Source organism: Delftia acidovorans NBRC 14950, from assembly GCF_001598795.1.
GTDB lineage: Bacteria > Pseudomonadota > Gammaproteobacteria > Burkholderiales > Burkholderiaceae_C > Comamonas > Comamonas acidovorans.
Genome location: NZ_BCZP01000002.1, coordinates 310,610 through 330,367 on the forward strand (window position 1 = coordinate 310,610; position 19,758 = coordinate 330,367).

A 19,758-nucleotide genomic window follows, 5' to 3' on the forward strand; every position below is an offset into this window, starting at 1 on the left:
GATCCAGGACATGAACCAGACACGCAAAGGCATCATCCTCGCGGGCGGCTCCGGCACCCGCCTGCACCCGGCCACGCTGGCCATCAGCAAGCAACTGCTGCCGGTCTACGACAAGCCGATGATCTACTACCCGCTGAGCGCCCTCATGCTCGCGGGCATCCGCGAGATCCTCGTGATCAGCACGCCGCAGGACACGCCGCGCTTCGAGCAGTTGCTGGGCGATGGTTCGCAGTGGGGCCTGAAGCTCGAATATGCAGTCCAGCCCAGCCCGGACGGCCTGGCACAGGCCTTTCTGATTGCCGAGGATTTCCTGGCAGGTGCACCCAGCGCCCTGGTGCTGGGCGACAACATCTACTACGGTCACGACTTTGCCAAGCTGCTCGAGCGTGCCGACCAGCGCAGCGAAGGCGCCACGGTGTTTGCCTACCATGTGCAGGACCCGGAACGCTATGGCGTGGCCGAGTTCGATGCCCAGGGCCGGGTTCTTTCCCTGGAGGAAAAACCCAGGCAGCCCAGGAGCAACTACGCGGTCACGGGCCTGTATTTCTACGACAACCAGGTCGTTGAGCTGGCCAAGTCCATCAAGCCCTCGGCGCGCGGCGAGCTGGAAATCACCGACCTCAACCGCCTGTACCTGGACAAGGGCCAGCTCAATGTGGAGCTCATGGGCCGTGGCTATGCCTGGCTGGACACGGGCACGCACGACAGCCTGCTGGAAGCCGGCCAGTTCATCGCCACCTTGCAGCAGCGCCAGGGCCTGAAGGTTTCCTGCCCCGAGGAGATCGCCTTTCGCCAGGGCTGGATAGATCAGGCACAGCTGGAGGCACTGGGCCAGGCCTTGGCCAAGAATGGCTACGGCCAGTACCTGCTGCAGATCCTCAAGGAAAAGGCGCACGCATGAAGGCAACACCCCTGGCCATTCCCGAGGTGATGCTGATCGAGCCCAAGGTCTTTGGCGACGATCGCGGCTTCTTCCTGGAAAGCTTCAACCAGCAGGCCTTCAACCAGGCCACGGGCACGGACCACCAGTTCGTGCAGGACAACCACAGCCGCAGCAAGAAAGGCGTGCTGCGCGGCCTGCACTACCAGCTGCCGCCCCATGCCCAGGGCAAGCTCGTGCGCGTGGTGCGCGGCGCCGTGTTCGACGTGGCCGTGGACATCCGCAAGGGCTCGCCCACCTTCGGCCAATGGGTGGGAACCGAACTGACGGAAGACAACCACCGCCAGCTGTGGGTGCCCCCAGGCTTTGCCCACGGCTTCGTGGTGCTCAGCGACAGCGCCGACTTCCTCTACAAGGCCACGGCCTTCTACGCGCCCCAGGCCGATCGCGGCATTGCCTGGGACGACCCGGCCATCGGTGTGCAGTGGCCGCAGCTCGATGTGGAGCTGTCGCTGTCGGACAAGGATCTCAAGCAGCCGCTGCTGGCGGATGCCGAGCTGGCCTGAGCCGGTTCACATCTGGTCCGGCAGCACCCCGCCCGGCACGGCTTCCTCCAGAAAGCCGGCGATCAGCCGGGCCTGGCGGCGTTCGCGCAGGCAGTACAGGTACTCGGGCAGGCGCGGCACGGGGCCTGCGAAGGGCAGGACGACGATGTCGGGGTGGGCAGAGGCTTCATGCCGGGCGAAGACGCTGATGCCCATGTCGCGGATCACGGCCTCGCGGATGGCTTCGCGGCTGGCGATTTCCATGATGTGGCGCGGTGCCAGGCCGGCGGCGGCCAGCATCTGTTCGGTGAGCTGGCGCGTCATGGAGCCGCGCTCGCGCAGGATCAGCGTGTCGTGCACCAGATCGGATGCCTGCACCATGGTGCGCTGCGCCAGCCGGTGGCTGCGGTGCACCAGCAGGGCCAGCGGGTCCTGGCCCAGCTCCACGCGCAGCAGGCGCGGATCGCTCTCCAGGTGTGACGAGGTCGCCAGGTCCACCTGGTAGTCCACCAGCGCCTGCACCATCTGGCGCGAGTTGCCGCCCACGATGGCCACTTCCACCCGCTCGAAGCGCCGCTGGTAGCGCTTGACGATGTCCAGCACGTAGTAGGGCGCCGTCGCGCCTATGCGCAGCTGGCCCTGGCTGGCATCGCCCGAATGGCGCAGCGCCGACTCCAGCTGGATGGTCTGCAGCAGCAATTGCTCGACCTGGGGCAGCAGGCGCAAGCCGGCATCGGTGATGGACAGCCGTCCGCCCTGGCGATGGAACAGCTCCACGCCGTAGTGCTCTTCCAGCGCGCGGATCTGGGTGGTCACGGTGGGCTGGCTCAGTGCGAGCTGGCGCGCGGCTTGCGTAATGCTGCCAAGACGGGCGACCCAGAAAAAGGACTTGAGCTGCGTGACGAACATGGCGGGGCTGGAGGGAGGGGGCGGCTCCATATTTCACCATGTCGCCGCAGCCTGAAGGCCTGCGGTGGCCGGGTATGTCCCGGGAAAAAACTCCTGCGCCCGAAGGCACACTTCTTGCATACCAGTTTGCGTGCCAGTTTGTGTGCCAGCTGATCATGGGTTTCGGCTGGTCTTGTGTCAGTGATTACTCGTGGTCAAGGAGCGCATCAATGGACATCAGCAACCCCTCGCCAGGTCTCTACAACGAAGATCTGGCGCCCACCAGGGACCGCCGCTGGGGCGCCTTCAGCATCTTCAACGTCTGGACTTCGGACGTGCACAGCCTCTGGGGCTACTACCTGGCGGCCAGCCTGTTTCTGCTGTGCGGCAGCTTCGTCAATTTTCTGATCGCCATCGGCATCAGCTCCCTGGTCATCTTTTTTCTGATGAACCTGGTGGGCTATGCGGGCGAGAAGACCGGCGTGCCCTATCCGGTGCTGGCGCGCGCCTCGTTCGGGGTCTGGGGCGCGAATCTGGCGGCGCTTGTGCGCGCCGTCGTGGCCTGCTTCTGGTATGGCGCGCAGACGGCGGCCGCCTCGGGCGCCATGGTGGCGCTGCTGGTGCGCAATGAAGCCCTGCTGTCCTTCCACCAGACCACGCACTGGCTGGGCCATTCGGGGCTGGAGGTGATCTGCTACGTGGTCATCTGGGCCTTGCAGCTGCTGATCATCCAAAGGGGCATGGAGACCGTGCGGCGATTCCAGGACTGGGCCGGGCCTGCCGTGTGGATCGCCATGCTGGTGCTGGCCATCGGCCTGTGCGTGAAGGCCGGCGGCTTCAGCTTCGACCACGGCATTCCCATGGATGTGCTGCTGGACAAGACCAAGGATGCGGGGGTGAGCGGCGCGCCGGGCAGCTTCTGGGCGCTGATGGCCGTGGGCGCGACCTGGATCACCTACTTTGCGGCGCTGTATCTGAACTTCTGCGACTTCTCGCGCTATGCGAAGAACAAGGAGGCGGTCGCCAAGGGCAACCTCTGGGGCCTGCCCGTGAACCTGATCGCGTTCTCGCTGGTGGCCGGCATCACCACGATTTCGGCCTTCAAGGTCTATGGCGAGGTGCTGCTGCACCCCGAGCAGATCTCGGCCAAGTTCGACAGCTGGGTGCTGGCCCTGCTGGCGGCCGTCACCTTTGCCGTGGCCACGCTGGGCATCAACGTGGTGGCCAACTTCGTCTCGGCGGCCTTCGATATTTCCAACGTGTTTCCCAAGCGCATCGACTTCAAGCGCGGCGGATACATCGCCGCACTGATCGCCCTGGCTCTCTACCCCTTTGCACCATGGGAGGGCGGCGCTGCCCACTTCGTGAACGCCATCGGCGCCACCATGGGGCCGCTGCTGGGCATCATCCTGGTGGACTACTACCTGGTGGCCAAGGGCAACATCAACGTGGCCGCGCTGTATGACGAGCATGGCGAGTACCGCTATGAGGGCGGCTGGAACGTCAACGCGCTCATCGCCACCGGCATCGGCAGCGTGTTCTCCACCATCCTGCCCAACTTCACCAGCCTGCTGCCGGTCTGGTGGGGCACCTACGGCTGGTTCTTCGGCGTGCTGATCGGCGGCAGCGTGTACTGGGTGATGGCCACGCTGCGCCCGCGCCGCATTCCGGCCGCGGCCTGAGGAGGCCGCCATGTCCGAGCCGCAGGATGCGCCGGCCACCGGGCCGGCCTTGATCGCCGAGCGTGTCATGCGCTCCATCGTCGAGCGCAAGCTGCGCCCTGGCGAACGCCTGGGCGAAAAGGAACTGGCCGAGGTCTTCGGCGTGAGCCGCACCATGGTGCGCGAGGCGCTGATGCAGCTGCAGGCGCGCGGCTTCGTCGAGGTGCGCTCGCGCCAGGGCTGGTACGTGGTCGAGCCCTCGTTCGAGGAAGCGCAGGAAACCTATGCCGCGCGCCGCGTGCTGGAGTCCGGCATGCTGCGCGACGCGGGCCGGCCGCTGCAGGCGGCCATACGCACGCTGCGCGAGCATGTGGCGCAGGAGCGCGGCGCCATCGCCGAGGCCGACAACGCCGGCCAGCGCAGCGTGCTGCTGGCCGACTTCCACGTCTGCCTGGCCGAGCAGATGGGCAACCGCTTTCTCACGGCCATGATGGCCGACCTGTCGGCGCGCACCACCCTGGTGTCTGCGCTGTACCAGTCGCAGACCGAGGCACAGCACTCCAATGCCGACCACGAGGCCATCGTCGATGCGCTGGCGGCCGGCGACATGGCGCGCGCCGAGCAACTGATGCGCGAGCACATCGACGCGCTGGCCGCGCGGCTGGATGAGAACCTTGCCCACCGCGCGCGCCTGCAGGACCGGCTGCTGGATGCGCTGCAGCCCCAGGCGGCCCAGGCGGCCCAGGCAACGCGCACAGGCAGGGGCAAGCCGCGCGGCTGACGAGACGGGGTGGGCGATGGGTGGGGCACCCAAATCCGCCAATACCCGCTTCGCCAAATTTCCGTTGTGTGACACGGGCGTTTCACCTGCGCTTCCTAAAGTGGGTGTCAGAGGTGGTGAACCTGCCACCTGTCCACGAACCCACAACGGAACTGCCACGCCATGCGCCACACCCTTGCCTCCCTGGGCCGCCGCCTCGCCATTGCCTCTGCGGCGCTGACCGTCGCCTCCTTCGCCACCCTTGCCCACGCGGCCAAGACCGAACTGCTGGTCTACAGCGCGCTGGAAGCCGACCAGATCAAGGCCTACAAGAGCGGCTTCGAGAAGACCCATCCCGAGATCGAGCTCAAGTTCGTGCGTGACAGCACGGGCATCATCACGGCCCGCCTGCTGGCCGAGAAGGCCAATCCCCAGGCCGACGTGATCTGGGGCGTGGCCGCCACCTCGCTGATGCTGCTGGACAAGCAGGGCATGCTGCAGCCCTACGCGCCCAAGGGCCTGGACAAGGTGCGCGCCAACATGCGCGATCCGCGCGCGCAGCCGACCTGGGTGGGCATGGACCTGTGGTCCTCGGCCATCTGCTTCAACACCGTGGAGGCCGGCAAGCGCAAGCTGCCGGTGCCCGCCAGCTGGGCCGACCTGGTCAGGCCCGAGTTCAAGGGCACGATCACCATGCCCCACCCGGCCTCCAGCGGCACGGGCTACCTGATGGTCGCGGCCTGGCTGCAGATCATGGGCGAGGAAAAGGGCTGGGCCTACATGGACGGCCTGCACCAGAACATGGGCGTGTACACGCACAGCGGCTCCAAGCCCTGCCGCCAGGCGGGGGCCGGCGAGTTTCCCGTGGGCCTGAGCTTCGAGTACCGCGCCAGCAAGACCAAGAAGGACGGCGCGCCCATCGACATCGTCTTCCCGCAGGAAGGCCTGGGCTGGGACGTGGAGGCCACGGCCATCCTCAAGACCAGCAAGAAGCAGGAAGCCGCCAAGGCACTGGCCGACTGGGCCGTCACGCCAGAGGCCAACAAGCTGTACGCCGCCAACTTCGCCGTGCTGGCCTTGCCCGAGGCGCAGGAGAAGCTGGAGTTCATTCCCGCCGATCTGGAAAAGCGGTTGGCGAAGAACGATTTCAACTGGGCCGCCGATAACCGCGACCGCATCCTGGCCGAGTGGAGCCGCCGCTACGAAGCCAAGGCAGAGAAAAAGTAAGCCGGAGCCACGCCATGCTGCGCATAGACCATATCGCCAAGCGCTACCGCGAGCAGCAGGTGCTGCGCGGCATTGACCTGAACGTGGAGGCGGGCGAGTTCGTCAGCCTGCTCGGCCCTTCGGGCTGCGGCAAGACCACGCTGCTGCGCATCGTCTGCGGCATCGACATGCCTGACGAGGGCAGGGTGCTGTTCCAGGGCGATGACATCACGCGCTGGCCAGCCGCACGCCGTGGCTTTGGCGTGGTGTTCCAGAGCTATGCGCTGTTTCCCAATCTCACGGCCGCGCAGAACGTGGCCTTCGGGCTGAACGGGCAGCCTGCGGCGCAGGCGCGCGAGCGTGTGGCCGAGATGCTGTCCCTGGTGGGCCTGGGCGCGCAGGCCCAGCGCTACCCCGCCCAGCTGTCCGGCGGCCAGCAGCAGCGCGTGGCGTTGGCCCGTGCGCTGGCGCCCCGGCCGCGCCTGCTGCTGCTCGACGAGCCGCTGTCCGCGCTCGATGCCCAGGTGCGCACCGAGCTGCGCAGCGAGATCCGCCAGCTGCAGCGCCAGCTGGGCATTGCCTCCATCATGGTCACGCACGACCAGGAAGAGGCCTTGTCCATGGCCGACCGCGTGGTGCTCATGCACCAGGGCCGCATCGAGCAGCAGGGCTCGCCCGAGCAGCTCTATGCCCGGCCCGTGAGCCAGTTCGCGGCCGGCTTCGTGGGCCGCATGAACCTGCTGCCGGCCACGGCCGCATCGGCGGACGAGGTGCGCATCGGCGAGGCCAGCCTGCGCTGCGCGCTGGCCGGCTTCGAGCGTGGCGACGCCCTGCTGGTGGGCGTGCGGCCCGAGAGCGTGGTGCTGCACCCGGCCCAGCCCACGGCATTGGCCAACCTGTTCCGCGCCCGCGTGGTGGAGACCTCGTTCCTGGGATCGATGGCCCTGGTGCGCCTGTTCAGCCCCACGCTGCAATGCCAGGTTGACGCCCAGTGGCCCCTGCGCCACGACGTGGGCCTGCCCGACTGGCTGCAGGGCGAGGTGCTGATGGAGCTGCCCGCCGCTGCGCTGCAGCCGTTGGCGGCGCCCGACGTGAGGAAGGCCGCATGAGCGCGCATCCCATGGACACGGCCATTTCCGTGCCCGTGCCCGTGCCGGTGGACCGCTCCGTTTCCGCCCGCCGCAGCGCGCCTGCAGGGCCCGTGCGTCCGCGGGGGCGCAGCGCAGGCTGGGAGCGCTGGTGGCTGGGCGCCCTGGTGCTGGGCGCACTGGCCTGGCTGCTGGCCACCATCGCCCTGCCGGTCGCCAGCCTGCTGGGCAGGAGTTTCTGGGACGATGCGGGCCGCTTCACGGGCCTGGCCCAGTTCATCACCTATGCGCGCATGCCGGGCGTGGCGCAATCGCTGTTCAACAGCCTGTGGCTGTCGGCCGTGAGCAGCACGGTCTGCGTGCTGCTGGCCTATGTCTACGCCTATGGCGTGGTGCGCAGCTGCATGCCGCTGGCGCGCTGGTTCCGGGGCCTGGCCCTGGTGCCGCTGCTGGCGCCTTCGCTGCTCATGGCCATCAGCCTGATCTACCTGTTCGGCAGCCAGGGCCTGCTCAAGGGCTGGCTGCAGGGGGGCTCGGCCTACGGGCCCTTCGGCATCATCGTGGGCTCGGTGCTCTGGACCTTTCCGCATGCGCTGATGATCCTGTGCACCACGCTGGCCTCGGGCGATGCGCGCCTGTACGAGGCGGCCGCCACGCTGGGCGCCAGCCGCTGGCGCAGCTTCCGCCAGGTCACGCTGCCAGCCAGCCGCTACGGGCTGATGATTTCCTGGATCGTGGTCTTCGTGCTCGTGGTGACCGACTTCGGCGTGCCCAAGGTCATTGGCGGCAACACGGCCATGCTGGCCACCGATATCTACAAGCAGGTCATAGGCCAGCAAAAGCTGTCCATGGGTGCCGTGGTGGCCATGCTGCTGCTGGTGCCTGCGGGCCTGGCCTTTGCGGCAGAGCGCCATCTGCGTGCGCGGCAGGCGGCGACCATGGGCGTGCGCTCCGTGCCGCTGGTGCCCCAGCCCCATGCGCCGCTGGACCGCGCGCTGCTTGCGTACTGCGCGCTGGTGGCGCTGGCGCTGCTGGCCGTCATGGGCACGGCCGTGCTGGCCTCCCTGGTCAGCTACTGGCCCTACAACCTCACGCTGACGTTCAAGAACTACCGCTTCGACATGATGGACGGCGGCGGCTGGGCCAGCTATGGCAACTCGCTGTCCATGGCGCTGGCCACGGCGGTGGTGGGGGCGGTGCTGAGTTTTGTGACCGCCTACCTGGTGGCCAAGCCCCAGCGCTGGGCACGCACGCGCCAGTGGCTGCATGCCGTGGCCACGCTGCCCATGGCCGTGCCGGGGCTGGCGCTGGGCCTGGGCTACATCCTGTTCTTCAATGCCCAGGGCAATCCGCTGCATTTTCTGTACGGCAGCATGGCCATCCTGGTGCTGTGCTCGGTGGCGCATTTCTTCTCGGTGGCGCACATCACGCAACTGGCCGCGCTGCAGCAGCTCGATGCCGAATACGAGCGCGTGGCCGATTCTCTGGGCGTGGCCTTCTGGACGCTGCTGTGGCGCGTGCACCTGCCGGTGTGCATGCCCGTAGTGATGCAGGTGGCCGGTTACTTCTTCGTCAACGCCATGACCACGGTGTCGGCCGTGGTGTTCCTCTACTCGCCCGAGACCACGCTGGCCTCGGTGGCCGTGCTGGCCATGGACGACGCGGGCGACACCGCGCCGGCCGCCGCCATGGCCACGCTGATCTTTGCCACCGCCGCCACGGGCCGGCTGCTGATCGCGGCGCTGGATGCCTGGGTGCAGCGGCGCACGCAGCGCTGGCGCCAGCGCTGATCCCTTCTTTCTTCCCCCCTCCGTTTTTTCCCATGAAGAACTACGACCTGATCGTGGTGGGGGCCGGCATTGTCGGCCTGGCCCACGCCTATGCGGCCGCGCGCCGTGGCCGCAGCGTGCTCGTCATCGAGCGCGACGCGGCCTGCATCTCCGCCTCCATCCGCAACTTCGGCTTTGTGACCGTCACGGGGCAGCAGGCCGGGGCCCACTGGCGGCGTGCCATGCGCTCGCGCGACACCTGGGCCGAGATCGCGCCGCAGGCCGGCATCGAGGTCGTGCACCGCGGCCTGTGGCTGACGGCGCGCCGCCCCAGCGCCGAGGCCGTGCTCCATGCCTTTCTAAGCACCGCCATGGGCGAGCGCTGCGAGCTGCTCACGCCGGCCCAGGCCGCCGAGCGCCATCCTGCACTGCGTACCGAGGATTTGTCCGCCGTGCTCTACAGCCCGCATGAACTGCGCGTGGAGTCGCGCACGGCCATTCCCAGGTTGGCGCAGTGGCTGGAGCAGGCCATGGGCGTGGATTTCCGCTTTGGCGAGGCCGTGCTCGACGTGGCCGCGCCCCGGGTGCGCAGCACGCGCGCCAGCTACCACGGCGAACGCGTGGTGGTCTGCAACAACGCCGACCCGGGCGGCCTGTTCGCCGGCCTGTGGGCGCCGCATCGCATCCAGCTGTGCCAGCTGCAGATGCTGCGCGTGCGGCCGCAGCCGGGCTTTCGGCTCAAGGGCTCGGTCATGGGTGACCTGAGCATGGTCAGATACGAGGGCTACAGCGCCCTGCCCGAAGCCGCCGCGCTGCGCGCCGAACTGGAGCGGGAGGAGGGCGAGAGCCTGGCCCACGGCATCCACCTGATCGCCGTGCAAAGCGCCGACGGCAGCCTGGTGGTGGGCGATTCCCACCACTACGGCGCAGCGCCCCAGCCCTTTGCCAGCGAGGCCGTGGACCGGCTGATGCTGCGCCACATGAACGAGGCCCTGAACCTGCGCGATGCGCAGGTGGTGGAGCGCTGGGTGGGCGTCTACCCGAGTGCGCAGGACGCGCCCTGCGTGGTGCATGCGCCCGACGAGGCCACGCGTGTGGTGGCGGTCACCGGAGGTTCCGGCGCGAGCACCGCCTTCGGGCTTGCAGAAGAGGTCTGGAGCGCGTGGTGAGCGGTAGCCGGCCTACTACTTGCCGAACATCACCCACAGCAGCGCCAGCACCATGATCGTGGCCAGCACGGCCAGCGTGATCTTGAGGGCGCTGTAGGGGCGCTCGCCCGCGATCTGGCCCGTGTAGCCGTTGGCGATGATCTGGAAGGTCTTGCTGCCGTAGGTGTAGCCTACCAGCCAGACCGGCACGAGGATGTGCTTGAAGGTGCGGCCCTGGTACTCGCGCTGCATCTGCAGGTTGCGGTAGGTGTCGCCGGGCACCTGGCGCGCGCACAGGGCGCGCAGCTGCTCGTCCATGTCCTGCACGTTGACCTGGGCGGCCTTGCCCAGGTCGATCTGGTAGCGCTCCACGGTCCAGCCGCGCACGAACTCGGGCGTGTAGGGCTTGAGGTCGGTGGTCGTGGGAAAGGGCTCCACCTGGCGCAGCAGGTTGGCGTGCACGCCTACGGTGCCGGGCACCAGCTCGTCGTCGAAGAAATGGGCGAGGCTGCCCGCGGCCGGCTCCCAGCGCACATGGCGCACCTGGCGCGTCTGCACATTGCCGTTGCTGTCGCGGTAGGACTCGGTGGTGTAGTAGTAGAAGCCCGCCTCGGCCTGCCAGTCGGCGCTGGCGTGGGCGTCGAAGGTCCAGTAGGGCAGGTAGACGCCGTGCAGCGTGTCGGTCAGCGCGGCGGACTTCAGGCGGTTGGGCGCGAACCAGCGGCTGCCGTACCACTGGCGGATGCGGTCGCGGATCTGCCCGTCGCTGATCTTGAAGGGCAGGATGCTCTGCGGCGTGATGGCATCGCCCTGGTCCTCATGGGCGACGATGGAGGGGGAGCCGCAGAAGTCGCAGCGCTGGGCCACGGTGCGGTTCACGAAGACCGAGATGGCACGGCAGTTCTGGCACTGGACCTCGTAGCGGTCCTCCGTACCCCAGCCCCGGCCGGACTTGGGGTTGCGCAGCGCCTCGGCCAGGTCCTGCTCGACCACATCGCGGCCCAGTTCCTCGCGCGTTTCCTCGCTCCAGGGCACCGTGGTGCCGCAGTACGGGCACTTGAGCGCCTGGGCCTGGGCATTCCATTCGAGGTTGGCGCCGCATTCGGGGCAGGGGTGCTTGCGCACCATGGCGGGCGCGGCGGCGGCCGCCTCCCAGGAGCCGGAGCCGGAGGCGGGAGTGGAAGAAGAACGGGGGGAGGGCGCGCTCACGGCATCGGTCCTGGAAAGCGTACGGCGCCAGGCAGGGCCTGGCGCCGGGAAGGTTCAAGCCAACAGAAAGCGAGGGCGCTCAGCCCTTGAGGAACTCGTCCAGAGCGCTTTGCGCAATGCGCCACTGGCTGCCGATCTGGCGCGCCTTGAGGTTGCCGGCCTGGATCTCGGCCAGCACATCGGCCTCGCTCACACCCAGCACCTGGGCCGCCTGCGCCGGGGTCAGCACCTGCAGTCCACCGGCGGCGGGCGCTGCGGGGGCCTGGGCCGCCTGTGCGGCAGCGGGCGAGAACGGATCGGACGCCTGGCCCTGGCCGGCCGGTGCGCCACCGCCACCGCCGTTTTGCATGCTCTTCATCATCTCCTGCGCCATGCCGAAGCCCATGGCCATGGTGGCGGGCAGGGTGGCTGCGGCAGCGCCTTCGCCGCCCGTGGTCATGGCCTGGCCCATCTGGTATTTGACGTAGTCGTTGAGGTTGCCGATGGCCGTCATGCTGGAGCGCTTGTCGATGGCCTGCTCCACCTCGGGCGGCACGGACACGTTCTCCAGCACGAAGCTGGTGATCTCCAGGCCGTACTTGTCCGTCATGGCCGGATTGATCAGCGGCAGCAGCGCATCGCCCAGCTCGCCATAGCGCTGGGCCACGTCCAGCACGGGCACCTGGGCCTTGGCCAGCGACTCGGTGAACACGCTGATGATGCGCGAGCGCATGGTGTCGGCGAACTCGTCGATGCGGAAGTTCTGGTCCGTGCCCGCCACTTCCTTGAGGAACTTGGCCGGCTCGACGATGCGGAAGTCATAGGTGCCGAAGGCGCGCAGGCGCACGGCGCCGAAGTCCTTGTCGCGCACCATCACGGGGTTGGAGGTGCCCCACTTGTTGCCCGTGAACAGGCGCGTGTTGATGAAGTAGACATCGCACTTGAACGGCGAGTTGAAGCCGTACTTCCAGCCCTGGATGGTGGACAGGATGGGAATGTTCTGCGTGGTCAGCGTGTGCTTGCCGGGGCTGAACAGGTCGGCGTACTGGCCGGCCGAGACGAACTGCACCTGCTGCGACTCGCGCACGATGAGCTGGGCGCCGTTCTTGATTTCCTTGTCGTCATCGGGCCAGCGGTAGGAGAGCGTGTCGCGCGAGTCATCGGTCCACTCGATGATCTCTATCAGTTGCTTGGTGATGATGTTCATCAGGTTCATGGCAGGCTCCGGGGCGGTGGTGGTCCACGACAAAAAAGGTCAATGGGCCATTCTAGGGGGCGTGCATGGCGGCGTGGCGAACGGTCACCGGCCGCTGCCCTGGTGAATTGTCAAAAAATGATCCGGATGCGTCGTGCAAGGCGGGCCTTCGGGTCTTCGCGCGCCACGGCCTTTGCCGGCATGTGTCGCCTGCTCCGTTTTTTGATGCAGATCGCCCTGTGGAGCGTCTGCCGTGGGGCCGCAGGCCGGCAGCACGGCGCATGGCCGGGCGGCGCCTTAAAATCGTCGTTTGCGCGGCGCGAGCCGCCTCTCATTCACCGGCGCGGCCCCGGCCTGCGTGCGACGCCTGAAACAAGTCATGCTCACTTTCCAACAAATCATCCTCAAGCTGCAGTCCTACTGGGCCGACCAGGGCTGCGCACTGCTCCAGCCCTATGACATGGAAGTGGGCGCGGGCACCTCGCACACCGCCACCTTCCTGCGCGCGCTGGGCCCCGAGCCCTGGAAGGCCGCCTACGTGCAGCCCAGCCGCCGCCCCAAGGACGGCCGCTATGGCGACAACCCCAACCGCCTGCAGCACTACTACCAGTTCCAGGTGGTGCTCAAGCCCGCGCCCGACAACATCCTGGAGCTGTACCTGGGCTCGCTCGAAGCCCTGGGGTTCGACCTGAAGAAGAACGACATCCGCTTCGTCGAGGACGACTGGGAGAACCCCACGCTGGGCGCCTGGGGCCTGGGCTGGGAAGTCTGGCTCAACGGCATGGAGGTGACGCAGTTCACCTACTTCCAGCAGGTCGGCGGCATCGACTGCAAGCCCGCCACGGGCGAGATCACCTACGGCCTGGAGCGCCTGGCCATGTACCTGCAGGGCGTGGACAACGTCTACAACCTGACCTGGACCGACGGCCTGAGCTACGGCGACGTCTACCACCAGAACGAGGTGGAGCAGTCCACCTACAACTTCGAGCACTCGGACGCCGACTTCCTGTTCACCGCCTTCGGCGCCTACGAAAAGCAGGCCAACCACCTGATCGGCGAACAGCTGGCGCTGCCGGCCTACGAGCAGGTGCTCAAGGCCGCCCACACCTTCAACCTGCTCGATGCGCGCGGCGCCATCAGCGTGACGGAGCGTGCCGCCTACATCGGCCGCATCCGCAACCTGGCCCGCGCCGTGGCCAAGGCCTATATGGACAGCCGTGCGCGCCTGGGCTTCCCCATGGCGCCCAAGGCCCATGCCGACGAAGTGCTGGCCGAGCTGGCCAAGGCCGCCGAACAACAGGGCAAGAAGGCCGCCTGAGGCGGACACCGCTGCACCGAGAGAACACCAGACCATGAACGCATCGAATCTTCTTGTTGAACTGTTTGTCGAAGAGCTGCCCCCGAAGGCGCTGCAAAAGCTGGGCGACGCCTTCGCCGGCGTGCTGTTCGAGCAGCTCAAGGCCCAGGGCCTGCTGGCCTCCAGCGAAGCGCGCCTGACGGCCTATGCCTCGCCGCGCCGCCTGGCCGCCCACATCACCGAAGTCCTGCCCCAGGCCGAGGACAAGGCCGTGTCGCAAAAGCTCATGCCCGTCTCCGTGGGCCTGGACGCCGACGGCAAGCCCACGCCCGCCCTGATCAAGAAGCTGGCCGCCCTGGGTGCCGGCGAAGAAGCCGTTGCCGGCCTGACCCGTCAGGGCGAAGGCAAGGCCGAGGCCCTGTTCCACGCCTCCACCGTGCGCGGCGTGATGCTGGCCGATGGCGTGCAAAAGGCGCTGGACGAAGCCATTGCCAAGCTGCCCATCCCCAAGGTCATGCGCTACCAGCTGGCCGACGGCTGGAGCAGTGTCCATTTCGTGCGCCCGGCCCATGGCCTGGTGGTGCTGCACGGCACCGAGGTGCTGATCGGCGTCAAGGCCCTGGGCCTGACGGCCGGCACGGCCACGCATGGCCACCGCTTCGAGGCGGCGGTCGATCCCGTGGTCATCCGCTCCGCCGATGACTACGCCGCGCAGCTGCGCGAGGAGGGCGCCGTCATCGCCAGCTTCGCCGAGCGCCGTGCCGAGATCGCGCGCCAGCTGCAGGCCGCTGCCGAGCGCCTGGGCGGCGGTGTCCGTCCCATCGAGGACGAGGCCCTGCTGGACGAAGTCACGGCCCTGGTCGAGCGCCCCAATGTGCTGGTCTGCGAGTTCGAGAAGGAATTCCTCGACGTGCCGCAGGAATGCCTGATCCTCACCATGAAGGCCAACCAGAAGTACTTCCCGCTGCTGGACGCCGCCGGCAAGCTGACCCATCAGTTCCTGGTGGTCAGCAACATCAGCCCGCAGGATGCCAGCGCCGTCATCGGCGGCAACGAACGCGTGGTGCGCCCGCGCCTGGCCGACGCCAAGTTCTTCTTCGACCAGGACCGCAAGAAGACCCTGGCCTCGCGCGTGGAAGGGCTGGGCAAGGTGGTCTACCACAACAAGCTCGGCACCCAGGGCGAGCGCGTGGAGCGCGTGCGCTCCATCGCCAAGAGCATTGCCCGCCAGCTGGGCGACACGGGCCTGGCCCAGCAGGCCGACCTGGCCGCGCAACTGGCCAAGACCGACCTCGTGACCGACATGGTGGGCGAGTTCCCCGAGCTGCAGGGCACCATGGGCCGTTACTACGCGCTCAACGACGGCCTGGACGTGGCCGTGGCCGATGCCATCGAGGACCACTACAAGCCCCGCTTTGCGGGCGACGAACTGCCGCGCGGCAACGCCGGCGTGGTCGTGGCCCTGGCCGACAAGCTGGAAACCCTGGTCGGCATGTTCGGCATCGGCAACCTGCCCACGGGCGACCGCGACCCGTTCGCGCTGCGCCGCCATGCGCTGGGCGTGATCCGCATGCTGGTCGAGAAAGACCTGGCGCTGGATCTGGAAACCCTGCTGGTCAGCGTGCTGCCGGCCTTCGGCGACAAGATCGAGGACGCCACGCCCCAGCTGGCCGACTTCATCTACGACCGCCTGGCCGGCAACCTGCGCGAGCAGGGCTTCTCGGCCCAGGAAGTGGACTCCGTGCTGGCCCTGCGCCCGCAGCGCCTGTCCGACGTGCAAAAGCGCCTGGAAGCCGTGCGCGCCTTCGGCGAGCTGCCCGAGGCACCGGCCCTGGCCGCCGCCAACAAGCGCGTGGGCAACATCCTCAAGAAGGCCGACCAGGCCGTGCAGGCCCAGGTCGACGCGGCCGTGCTGGCCGAGGTGGCAGAGAAGGACCTGTACGCAGCCCTGCAATCGGTGGCGCCCAAGGCGCAGCAGCAGTTTGCTGCCGGCGACTACACGGCCAGCCTGCAGACCCTGGCCGCGCTGCGCGCCCCGGTCGATGCCTTCTTCGAGCATGTGATGGTCAACGCCGAAGACCCGGCCCTCAAGGCCAACCGCCTGGGCCTGCTGGCCACGTTGCACGAAGCCATGAACCGCGTGGCTGACCTTTCGCGACTGGCCTCCTGATCCCGTGGCGGCATCTGCCGCCCGGGCCCTGCGTCTTCCACCCTGGGACCCGACCATGAAAATTGCGATCCTGGACCGTGACGGAACCCTCAACCAGATCGGTGAGGAGGGCTTCATCGGCTCTGCCGAGGCCTGGAAGGCCCAGCGCGGGGCGCTGGAAGCCGTGGCGCGCCTGAACCGGGCGGGCTGGCATGTGGTGGTCGCCACCAACCAGCCGGGCCTGGGCCGGGGCCTGTTCGACGTGACCGAGCTCAATGCCGTGCACGCGCGCATGCACCGCGAAATGGCGGCGGCAGGCGCGCGCGTCGATGCGGTTTTCTACTGCCCCCATGCCCCGGACGAGGAATGCCATTGCCGCAAGCCCGGCACGGCGCTGTTCGAGCAGATTGCCGAGCGCTTCGGCGTCGAGGGGCAGCAGCTGTGGGTGGTCGGCTCCTGCGTGGCCCACCTGCAGGCCGGCGCCGCCATGGGCGCGCGCCTGCACCTGGTCTGCACGGGCGCCAGCGCCGGAGTGTCTCTGGACGGGGCGCTGCCGCCCGGACTGCCGCCCGGCACCCAGCGCCATGCCAGCCTGGCCGCGCTGGCCGATGCGCTGGTTCCGGCAGATGCCGCACCCGCTCCCTGAACGCCTGAACGGCGCTTTGCCCATGCGCCGCCGGCCTGCCGTCCTGCGCACAATGCTATCTTTGTGAATTCCGATTCCTGAGGGCGCAATGCCCGGGCCTGCCGCCCGGCCGCTGCGCCGCTTTCTGCACCACACTGCCGCCATGTCCCTGATCCGCTCCACCCTCCACATGCTCTGGATGGGCATCACCGTGATCCCCTACACCCTGGCCGTGCTGCTCACGCGCTGGCTGGGTGGCGGGCCGCGCCGAGTCTATGCCGTGGCGCGCGCCTGGCTCAAGCTGTCGGTGGACAGCGCCCGCGTCATCATGGGCGTGCGCCACCGCGTGCAGGGCATGGAGAACCTGCCTACCGACCCCAAGCAGGGCGTGGTGCTGCTGGTCAAGCACCAGTCCACCTACGAGACCTTCCTCATGCCGGCGATCATGCCGCGCCCGCTGGCCTATGTGTTCAAGAAGGAGCTGCTCATGGTGCCCTTCTTCGGCTGGTCCATCGGCAGCATGGACATGATCCACATCGACCGCAAGCACGGCTCGCGCGCCTTCCACAAGGTGGTCGAGCAGGGCAAGCGCCTGTTGGGCCAGGGCACCTGGGTGATCATGTTTCCCGAAGGCACGCGCATCCCGCGCGGCCAAAGGGGCGAGTACAAGACCGGCGCCACGCGCCTGGCCATCATGGCCGGCGTGCCTGTCGTGCCCGTGGCCGTCACCTCGGCCAAGTGCTGGCCGCGCAAGGCCTTCATCAAGACGCCGGGCGTGGTGGATGTCTCCATCGGCAAGCCCATTCCTTCCGTGGGCCGCAAGCACGAGGAGCTGATGGTGGAAGTCGAAAACTGGATCGAGGCCGAAATGCAGCGCCTCGACCCCGAGGCCTACCGCGCCTGAGGCGCCGGAGACCGGCATGGCGGACCCGGCACAGCGCAGTTGGGATTGGCTGCTGCCACCTGCCGTGCAAACGCAGGACGGCGGGCTGAAGTCGCGCCGTGACAGGGCCACTCCCCCCGCCCAGCCTTCGTCCGCGCCTCTTCCTCCTTCTTCTCCATCTCTCCCATCTTCATCCACCATCCCCGAGCCCAGTCCCCGCGTCCACCCGGAGGCCAACCAGCAGGCGGTCCTCCAGGGGCAGGTGCTGCATTACCGGCTGCAGCGCTCGCGCCGGCGCACCATAGGCTTCACCATCGGCGCGCAGGGGCTGGTGGTCAGCGCACCTTCCTGGGTCAACATGGCTGCCATCGCGCAGGCGCTGGAGGCGAAATCGGGCTGGATACTGCGCAAGCTGCATGAGGCCGGCCAGCGCCAGCAAGCCCAGCAGGCGGCACGCATCCGCTGGGAGCACGGCGCAGAGATCGGTTATCTGGGCCGCCCCTTGCAGCTGTGCCTGACCGGCGGCGAAACCCAGACGCTGCGCACGCGCCAGGTACACCGTGAACAGGCGGCCGACGGCAGCCAGTCCCTGCACCTGCCGCTGGCGCCCGGGGCATCGGCCGCCGAGGTGCGCGCCTGCGTGCAGGCCTGGATGCTGCGCGAGGCGCGCTCCTGGTTCACGGCCAGCCTGCAGCGCCACGCGCCGCTCCTGGGCGTGCAGTGGACCAGCCTGAGACTGACCAGCGCAAGCACGCGCTGGGGCAGTGCCAACTCGGCGGGCGCCATACGGCTGAACTGGCGGCTCATGCAGCACGCGCCCGAGGTCATCGACTACGTGGTCGTGCACGAGCTGTCCCACCTGCGGTACATGGACCACAGCCCGCGCTTCTGGGCTACTGTGGCCAGCGTGATGCCGGGCTGGGAGGCGCAGCGCCAGGTGCTGCGTGACAGGCTGCTGCCTCCCTGGGAATAGGCGATCCGGGCACCGGCGAGCCGGCGCCAGTCGGGCTGGACGGTTATTCTTGCCGGGCACACAACCGCGTCCTATCAAGAAAGCCAATCCATGTCCGCAAGCGCTCCCGTTCCCGCAGCCATTCCCCTGACCGTCCAGCCCGCACCGGGCTATGCAGGCGACATTCCTCCCGAACTTGCCTGGCAATGGCTGCAATCCGGCGAAGCCGTGCTCGTCGATGTGCGCACCGATGCAGAGCGCGACTGGGTGGGCCGCGTACCGGGTGCCGTGGCCGTGGCCTGGAAGCAGTGGCCGTCCATGGCGATGAACCCCGATTTCGACAGCCAGCTGCGCGCCGCCGTGCCTGAAGGCGGCAAGGTGGTCCTGCTGTGCCGCAGCGGCGTGCGCTCGGTGGCCGCAGCCCAGCGCGCGGCGCAACTGGGCATCGAGGCCTACAACATCCTCGAAGGCTTCGAGGGCGATGTGGACGCCAACGGCCAGCGCGGCCATGTCGGCGGCTGGCGCCTGCGCGGCCTGCCCTGGCGCCAGTAAGCCGGCGCGGACCTGGCGTCGTTCAGAGCGGCGGCTCCGCGAATCCCAGCGCCACCGCCCGGGCGGCCACCATGTCCACCAGGGCCTGGGCCGGTCCCGACAGCGTGGCCTGCGAGCGCATGGCCAGCAGCAGCCGGCGCCGGGTGTTGAGCGCCCCCAGCGGGCGCAGCCGCAGTGCCCGCGCTGCCAGGTGCGGCGCGGTGGCGGCGCGCGGCAGGATGGCCAGGCCCAGACCCACCGAGACCATGTGGCACATGGCGTCGAAGCTGCGCACCTGGATGCGGATCCGCACGGGCCGGTTGATGGATTCGGCCTCAGCGGCAATGCGCCGCATCAGCGAGGTGGAGCGGGCCAGGCTCACGAAGTCGTGGTCCAGCACCGTGGCCAGGGGCACGGGGGAGGCGTCGTCCGTGTCCAGCGCATGGCCGCGCGGCATGACGAGCACCAGCTCGTCCACATCGCAGATCTGGGTGCTCAGCCCTTCCAGGGGCGTGTTCTCCCCGATGATGGCCAGCTCGGCCACGCCGCTGAGCACGGCGCGCACGGACTCCTCGCTCAGCGCGTCTTCCAGGTCCACCGACACACCCGGGTGGGCCGCCATGAAGTCGGCCAGCAGCCGGGGCAGAAATCCCGCAAATGCGGAGTTGTTGGCCCACAGGCGCAACTGGCCCGTGGCGCCGCTGCGAAAGTCGTCCATGGCGAGGGCCAGATGTTCCAGCCGGGCCACCACGTCCACGGCATGGTGGTACATGCTCTGGCCGGCGGGCGTGGGCGTGACGCCGCGCTTGCTGCGCACCAGCAGGGTCACGCCGCAGTGCTGTTCCAGCTCGGCTACGCGCTTGCTGGCGGCTGCCAACGACAGCCCCAGCGTGCGCGAGCCCGCCGTCAGGCTGCCGGCATCGACCACGGCCACATACAGGCGCAACGTCAGCAGATCGAATCGGTGCAGGTTGATCATTCCCATCCTCCACC

General features: G+C 68.3%; 18 protein-coding genes. 14 read left to right on the forward strand and 4 right to left on the reverse strand.

What is annotated here, in order from left to right; all coding sequences use genetic code 11:
• The first annotated feature begins 10 nt into the window (after nt 1–10).
• Both rfbA and rfbC read left to right on the forward strand, forming a co-directional pair.
• Entirely contained in the window at nt 11–901 is an 891-nt protein-coding gene (gene rfbA / locus DA1_RS04075) for a glucose-1-phosphate thymidylyltransferase RfbA (RefSeq protein ID WP_034390238.1), read from the forward strand.
• On the forward strand, nt 898–1,446 hold the full coding sequence (rfbC, locus tag DA1_RS04080; protein ID WP_034390240.1) for a dTDP-4-dehydrorhamnose 3,5-epimerase: 549 nt from the start codon (nt 898–900) through the stop codon (nt 1,444–1,446). Before rfbA ends, rfbC begins: the two co-directional genes overlap by 4 nt.
• A 6-nt stretch (nt 1,447–1,452) precedes the next feature.
• On the opposite strand, the gene DA1_RS04085 is transcribed toward rfbC, so the two are convergent.
• Nucleotides 1,453–2,334, reverse strand: a complete 882-nt coding sequence (locus tag DA1_RS04085) for a LysR substrate-binding domain-containing protein (protein ID WP_034398134.1) — start codon at nt 2,332–2,334, stop codon at nt 1,453–1,455.
• 209 nt (nt 2,335–2,543) lie between these two features.
• Here DA1_RS04085 and DA1_RS04090 point away from each other — a divergent pair, with 209 nt between their 5' ends.
• From DA1_RS04090 to DA1_RS04115, 6 genes are all read left to right on the forward strand, one after another.
• Nucleotides 2,544–3,995 (forward strand): NCS1 family nucleobase:cation symporter-1, encoded by a 1,452-nt coding sequence (locus DA1_RS04090; RefSeq protein ID WP_034390243.1) that lies wholly within the window; start codon nt 2,544–2,546, stop codon nt 3,993–3,995.
• A gap of 10 nt (nt 3,996–4,005) precedes the next feature.
• Nucleotides 4,006–4,755, forward strand: coding sequence for a GntR family transcriptional regulator (locus DA1_RS04095; RefSeq protein WP_012203211.1), 750 nt, complete (start codon nt 4,006–4,008; stop codon nt 4,753–4,755).
• Nucleotides 4,756–4,917: 162 nt separating this feature from the next.
• A complete protein-coding gene (locus tag DA1_RS04100) occupies nt 4,918–5,961 on the forward strand; it encodes a putative 2-aminoethylphosphonate ABC transporter substrate-binding protein (protein WP_034390245.1) in 1,044 nt (347 codons plus the stop codon).
• Nucleotides 5,962–5,975: 14 nt separating this feature from the next.
• The gene (locus DA1_RS04105) at nt 5,976–7,049 is read left to right on the forward strand and encodes an ABC transporter ATP-binding protein (RefSeq protein WP_034390247.1); all 1,074 of its coding nucleotides are present in this window, start codon (nt 5,976–5,978) and stop codon (nt 7,047–7,049) included.
• A complete protein-coding gene (locus DA1_RS04110; RefSeq protein WP_034390250.1) occupies nt 7,046–8,818 on the forward strand; it encodes a putative 2-aminoethylphosphonate ABC transporter permease subunit in 1,773 nt (590 codons plus the stop codon). The genes DA1_RS04105 and DA1_RS04110 overlap by 4 nt, the downstream gene beginning before the upstream one ends.
• A 32-nt stretch (nt 8,819–8,850) precedes the next feature.
• A complete protein-coding gene (locus tag DA1_RS04115; protein ID WP_034390251.1) occupies nt 8,851–9,966 on the forward strand; it encodes a TIGR03364 family FAD-dependent oxidoreductase in 1,116 nt (371 codons plus the stop codon).
• A gap of 15 nt (nt 9,967–9,981) precedes the next feature.
• Here DA1_RS04115 and DA1_RS04120 read toward each other — a convergent pair whose 3' ends face one another.
• Both DA1_RS04120 and DA1_RS04125 read right to left on the reverse strand, forming a co-directional pair.
• The gene (locus tag DA1_RS04120; protein WP_012203216.1) at nt 9,982–11,154 is read right to left on the reverse strand and encodes a TFIIB-type zinc ribbon-containing protein; all 1,173 of its coding nucleotides are present in this window, start codon (nt 11,152–11,154) and stop codon (nt 9,982–9,984) included.
• Nucleotides 11,155–11,233: 79 nt separating this feature from the next.
• A complete protein-coding gene (locus DA1_RS04125; protein WP_012203217.1) occupies nt 11,234–12,349 on the reverse strand; it encodes an SPFH and helix-turn-helix domain-containing protein in 1,116 nt (371 codons plus the stop codon).
• A gap of 358 nt (nt 12,350–12,707) precedes the next feature.
• Here DA1_RS04125 and glyQ point away from each other — a divergent pair, with 358 nt between their 5' ends.
• From glyQ to DA1_RS04155, 6 genes are all read left to right on the forward strand, one after another.
• On the forward strand, nt 12,708–13,646 hold the full coding sequence (gene glyQ, locus DA1_RS04130) for a glycine--tRNA ligase subunit alpha (protein WP_012203218.1): 939 nt from the start codon (nt 12,708–12,710) through the stop codon (nt 13,644–13,646).
• A 34-nt stretch (nt 13,647–13,680) separates the two neighbouring features.
• On the forward strand, nt 13,681–15,795 hold the full coding sequence (gene glyS / locus DA1_RS04135; RefSeq protein WP_034390253.1) for a glycine--tRNA ligase subunit beta: 2,115 nt from the start codon (nt 13,681–13,683) through the stop codon (nt 15,793–15,795).
• Nucleotides 15,796–15,850: 55 nt separating this feature from the next.
• Nucleotides 15,851–16,420, forward strand: coding sequence for a D-glycero-alpha-D-manno-heptose-1,7-bisphosphate 7-phosphatase (locus DA1_RS04140; RefSeq protein ID WP_034390254.1), 570 nt, complete (start codon nt 15,851–15,853; stop codon nt 16,418–16,420).
• A 142-nt stretch (nt 16,421–16,562) separates the two neighbouring features.
• Nucleotides 16,563–17,303: a lysophospholipid acyltransferase family protein gene (locus DA1_RS04145; RefSeq protein ID WP_034398136.1), complete on the forward strand. Its 741-nt coding sequence runs from the start codon at nt 16,563–16,565 to the stop codon at nt 17,301–17,303.
• 16 nt (nt 17,304–17,319) lie between these two features.
• On the forward strand, nt 17,320–18,255 hold the full coding sequence (locus DA1_RS04150; RefSeq protein ID WP_034390256.1) for a M48 family metallopeptidase: 936 nt from the start codon (nt 17,320–17,322) through the stop codon (nt 18,253–18,255).
• Between the two features lie 90 nt (nt 18,256–18,345).
• On the forward strand, nt 18,346–18,786 hold the full coding sequence (locus DA1_RS04155) for a rhodanese-like domain-containing protein (RefSeq protein WP_034390259.1): 441 nt from the start codon (nt 18,346–18,348) through the stop codon (nt 18,784–18,786).
• 22 nt (nt 18,787–18,808) lie between these two features.
• On the opposite strand, the gene DA1_RS04160 is transcribed toward DA1_RS04155, so the two are convergent.
• Nucleotides 18,809–19,744, reverse strand: a complete 936-nt coding sequence (locus DA1_RS04160; RefSeq protein WP_034390261.1) for a LysR family transcriptional regulator — start codon at nt 19,742–19,744, stop codon at nt 18,809–18,811.
• Nucleotides 19,745–19,758 lie beyond the last annotated feature (14 nt).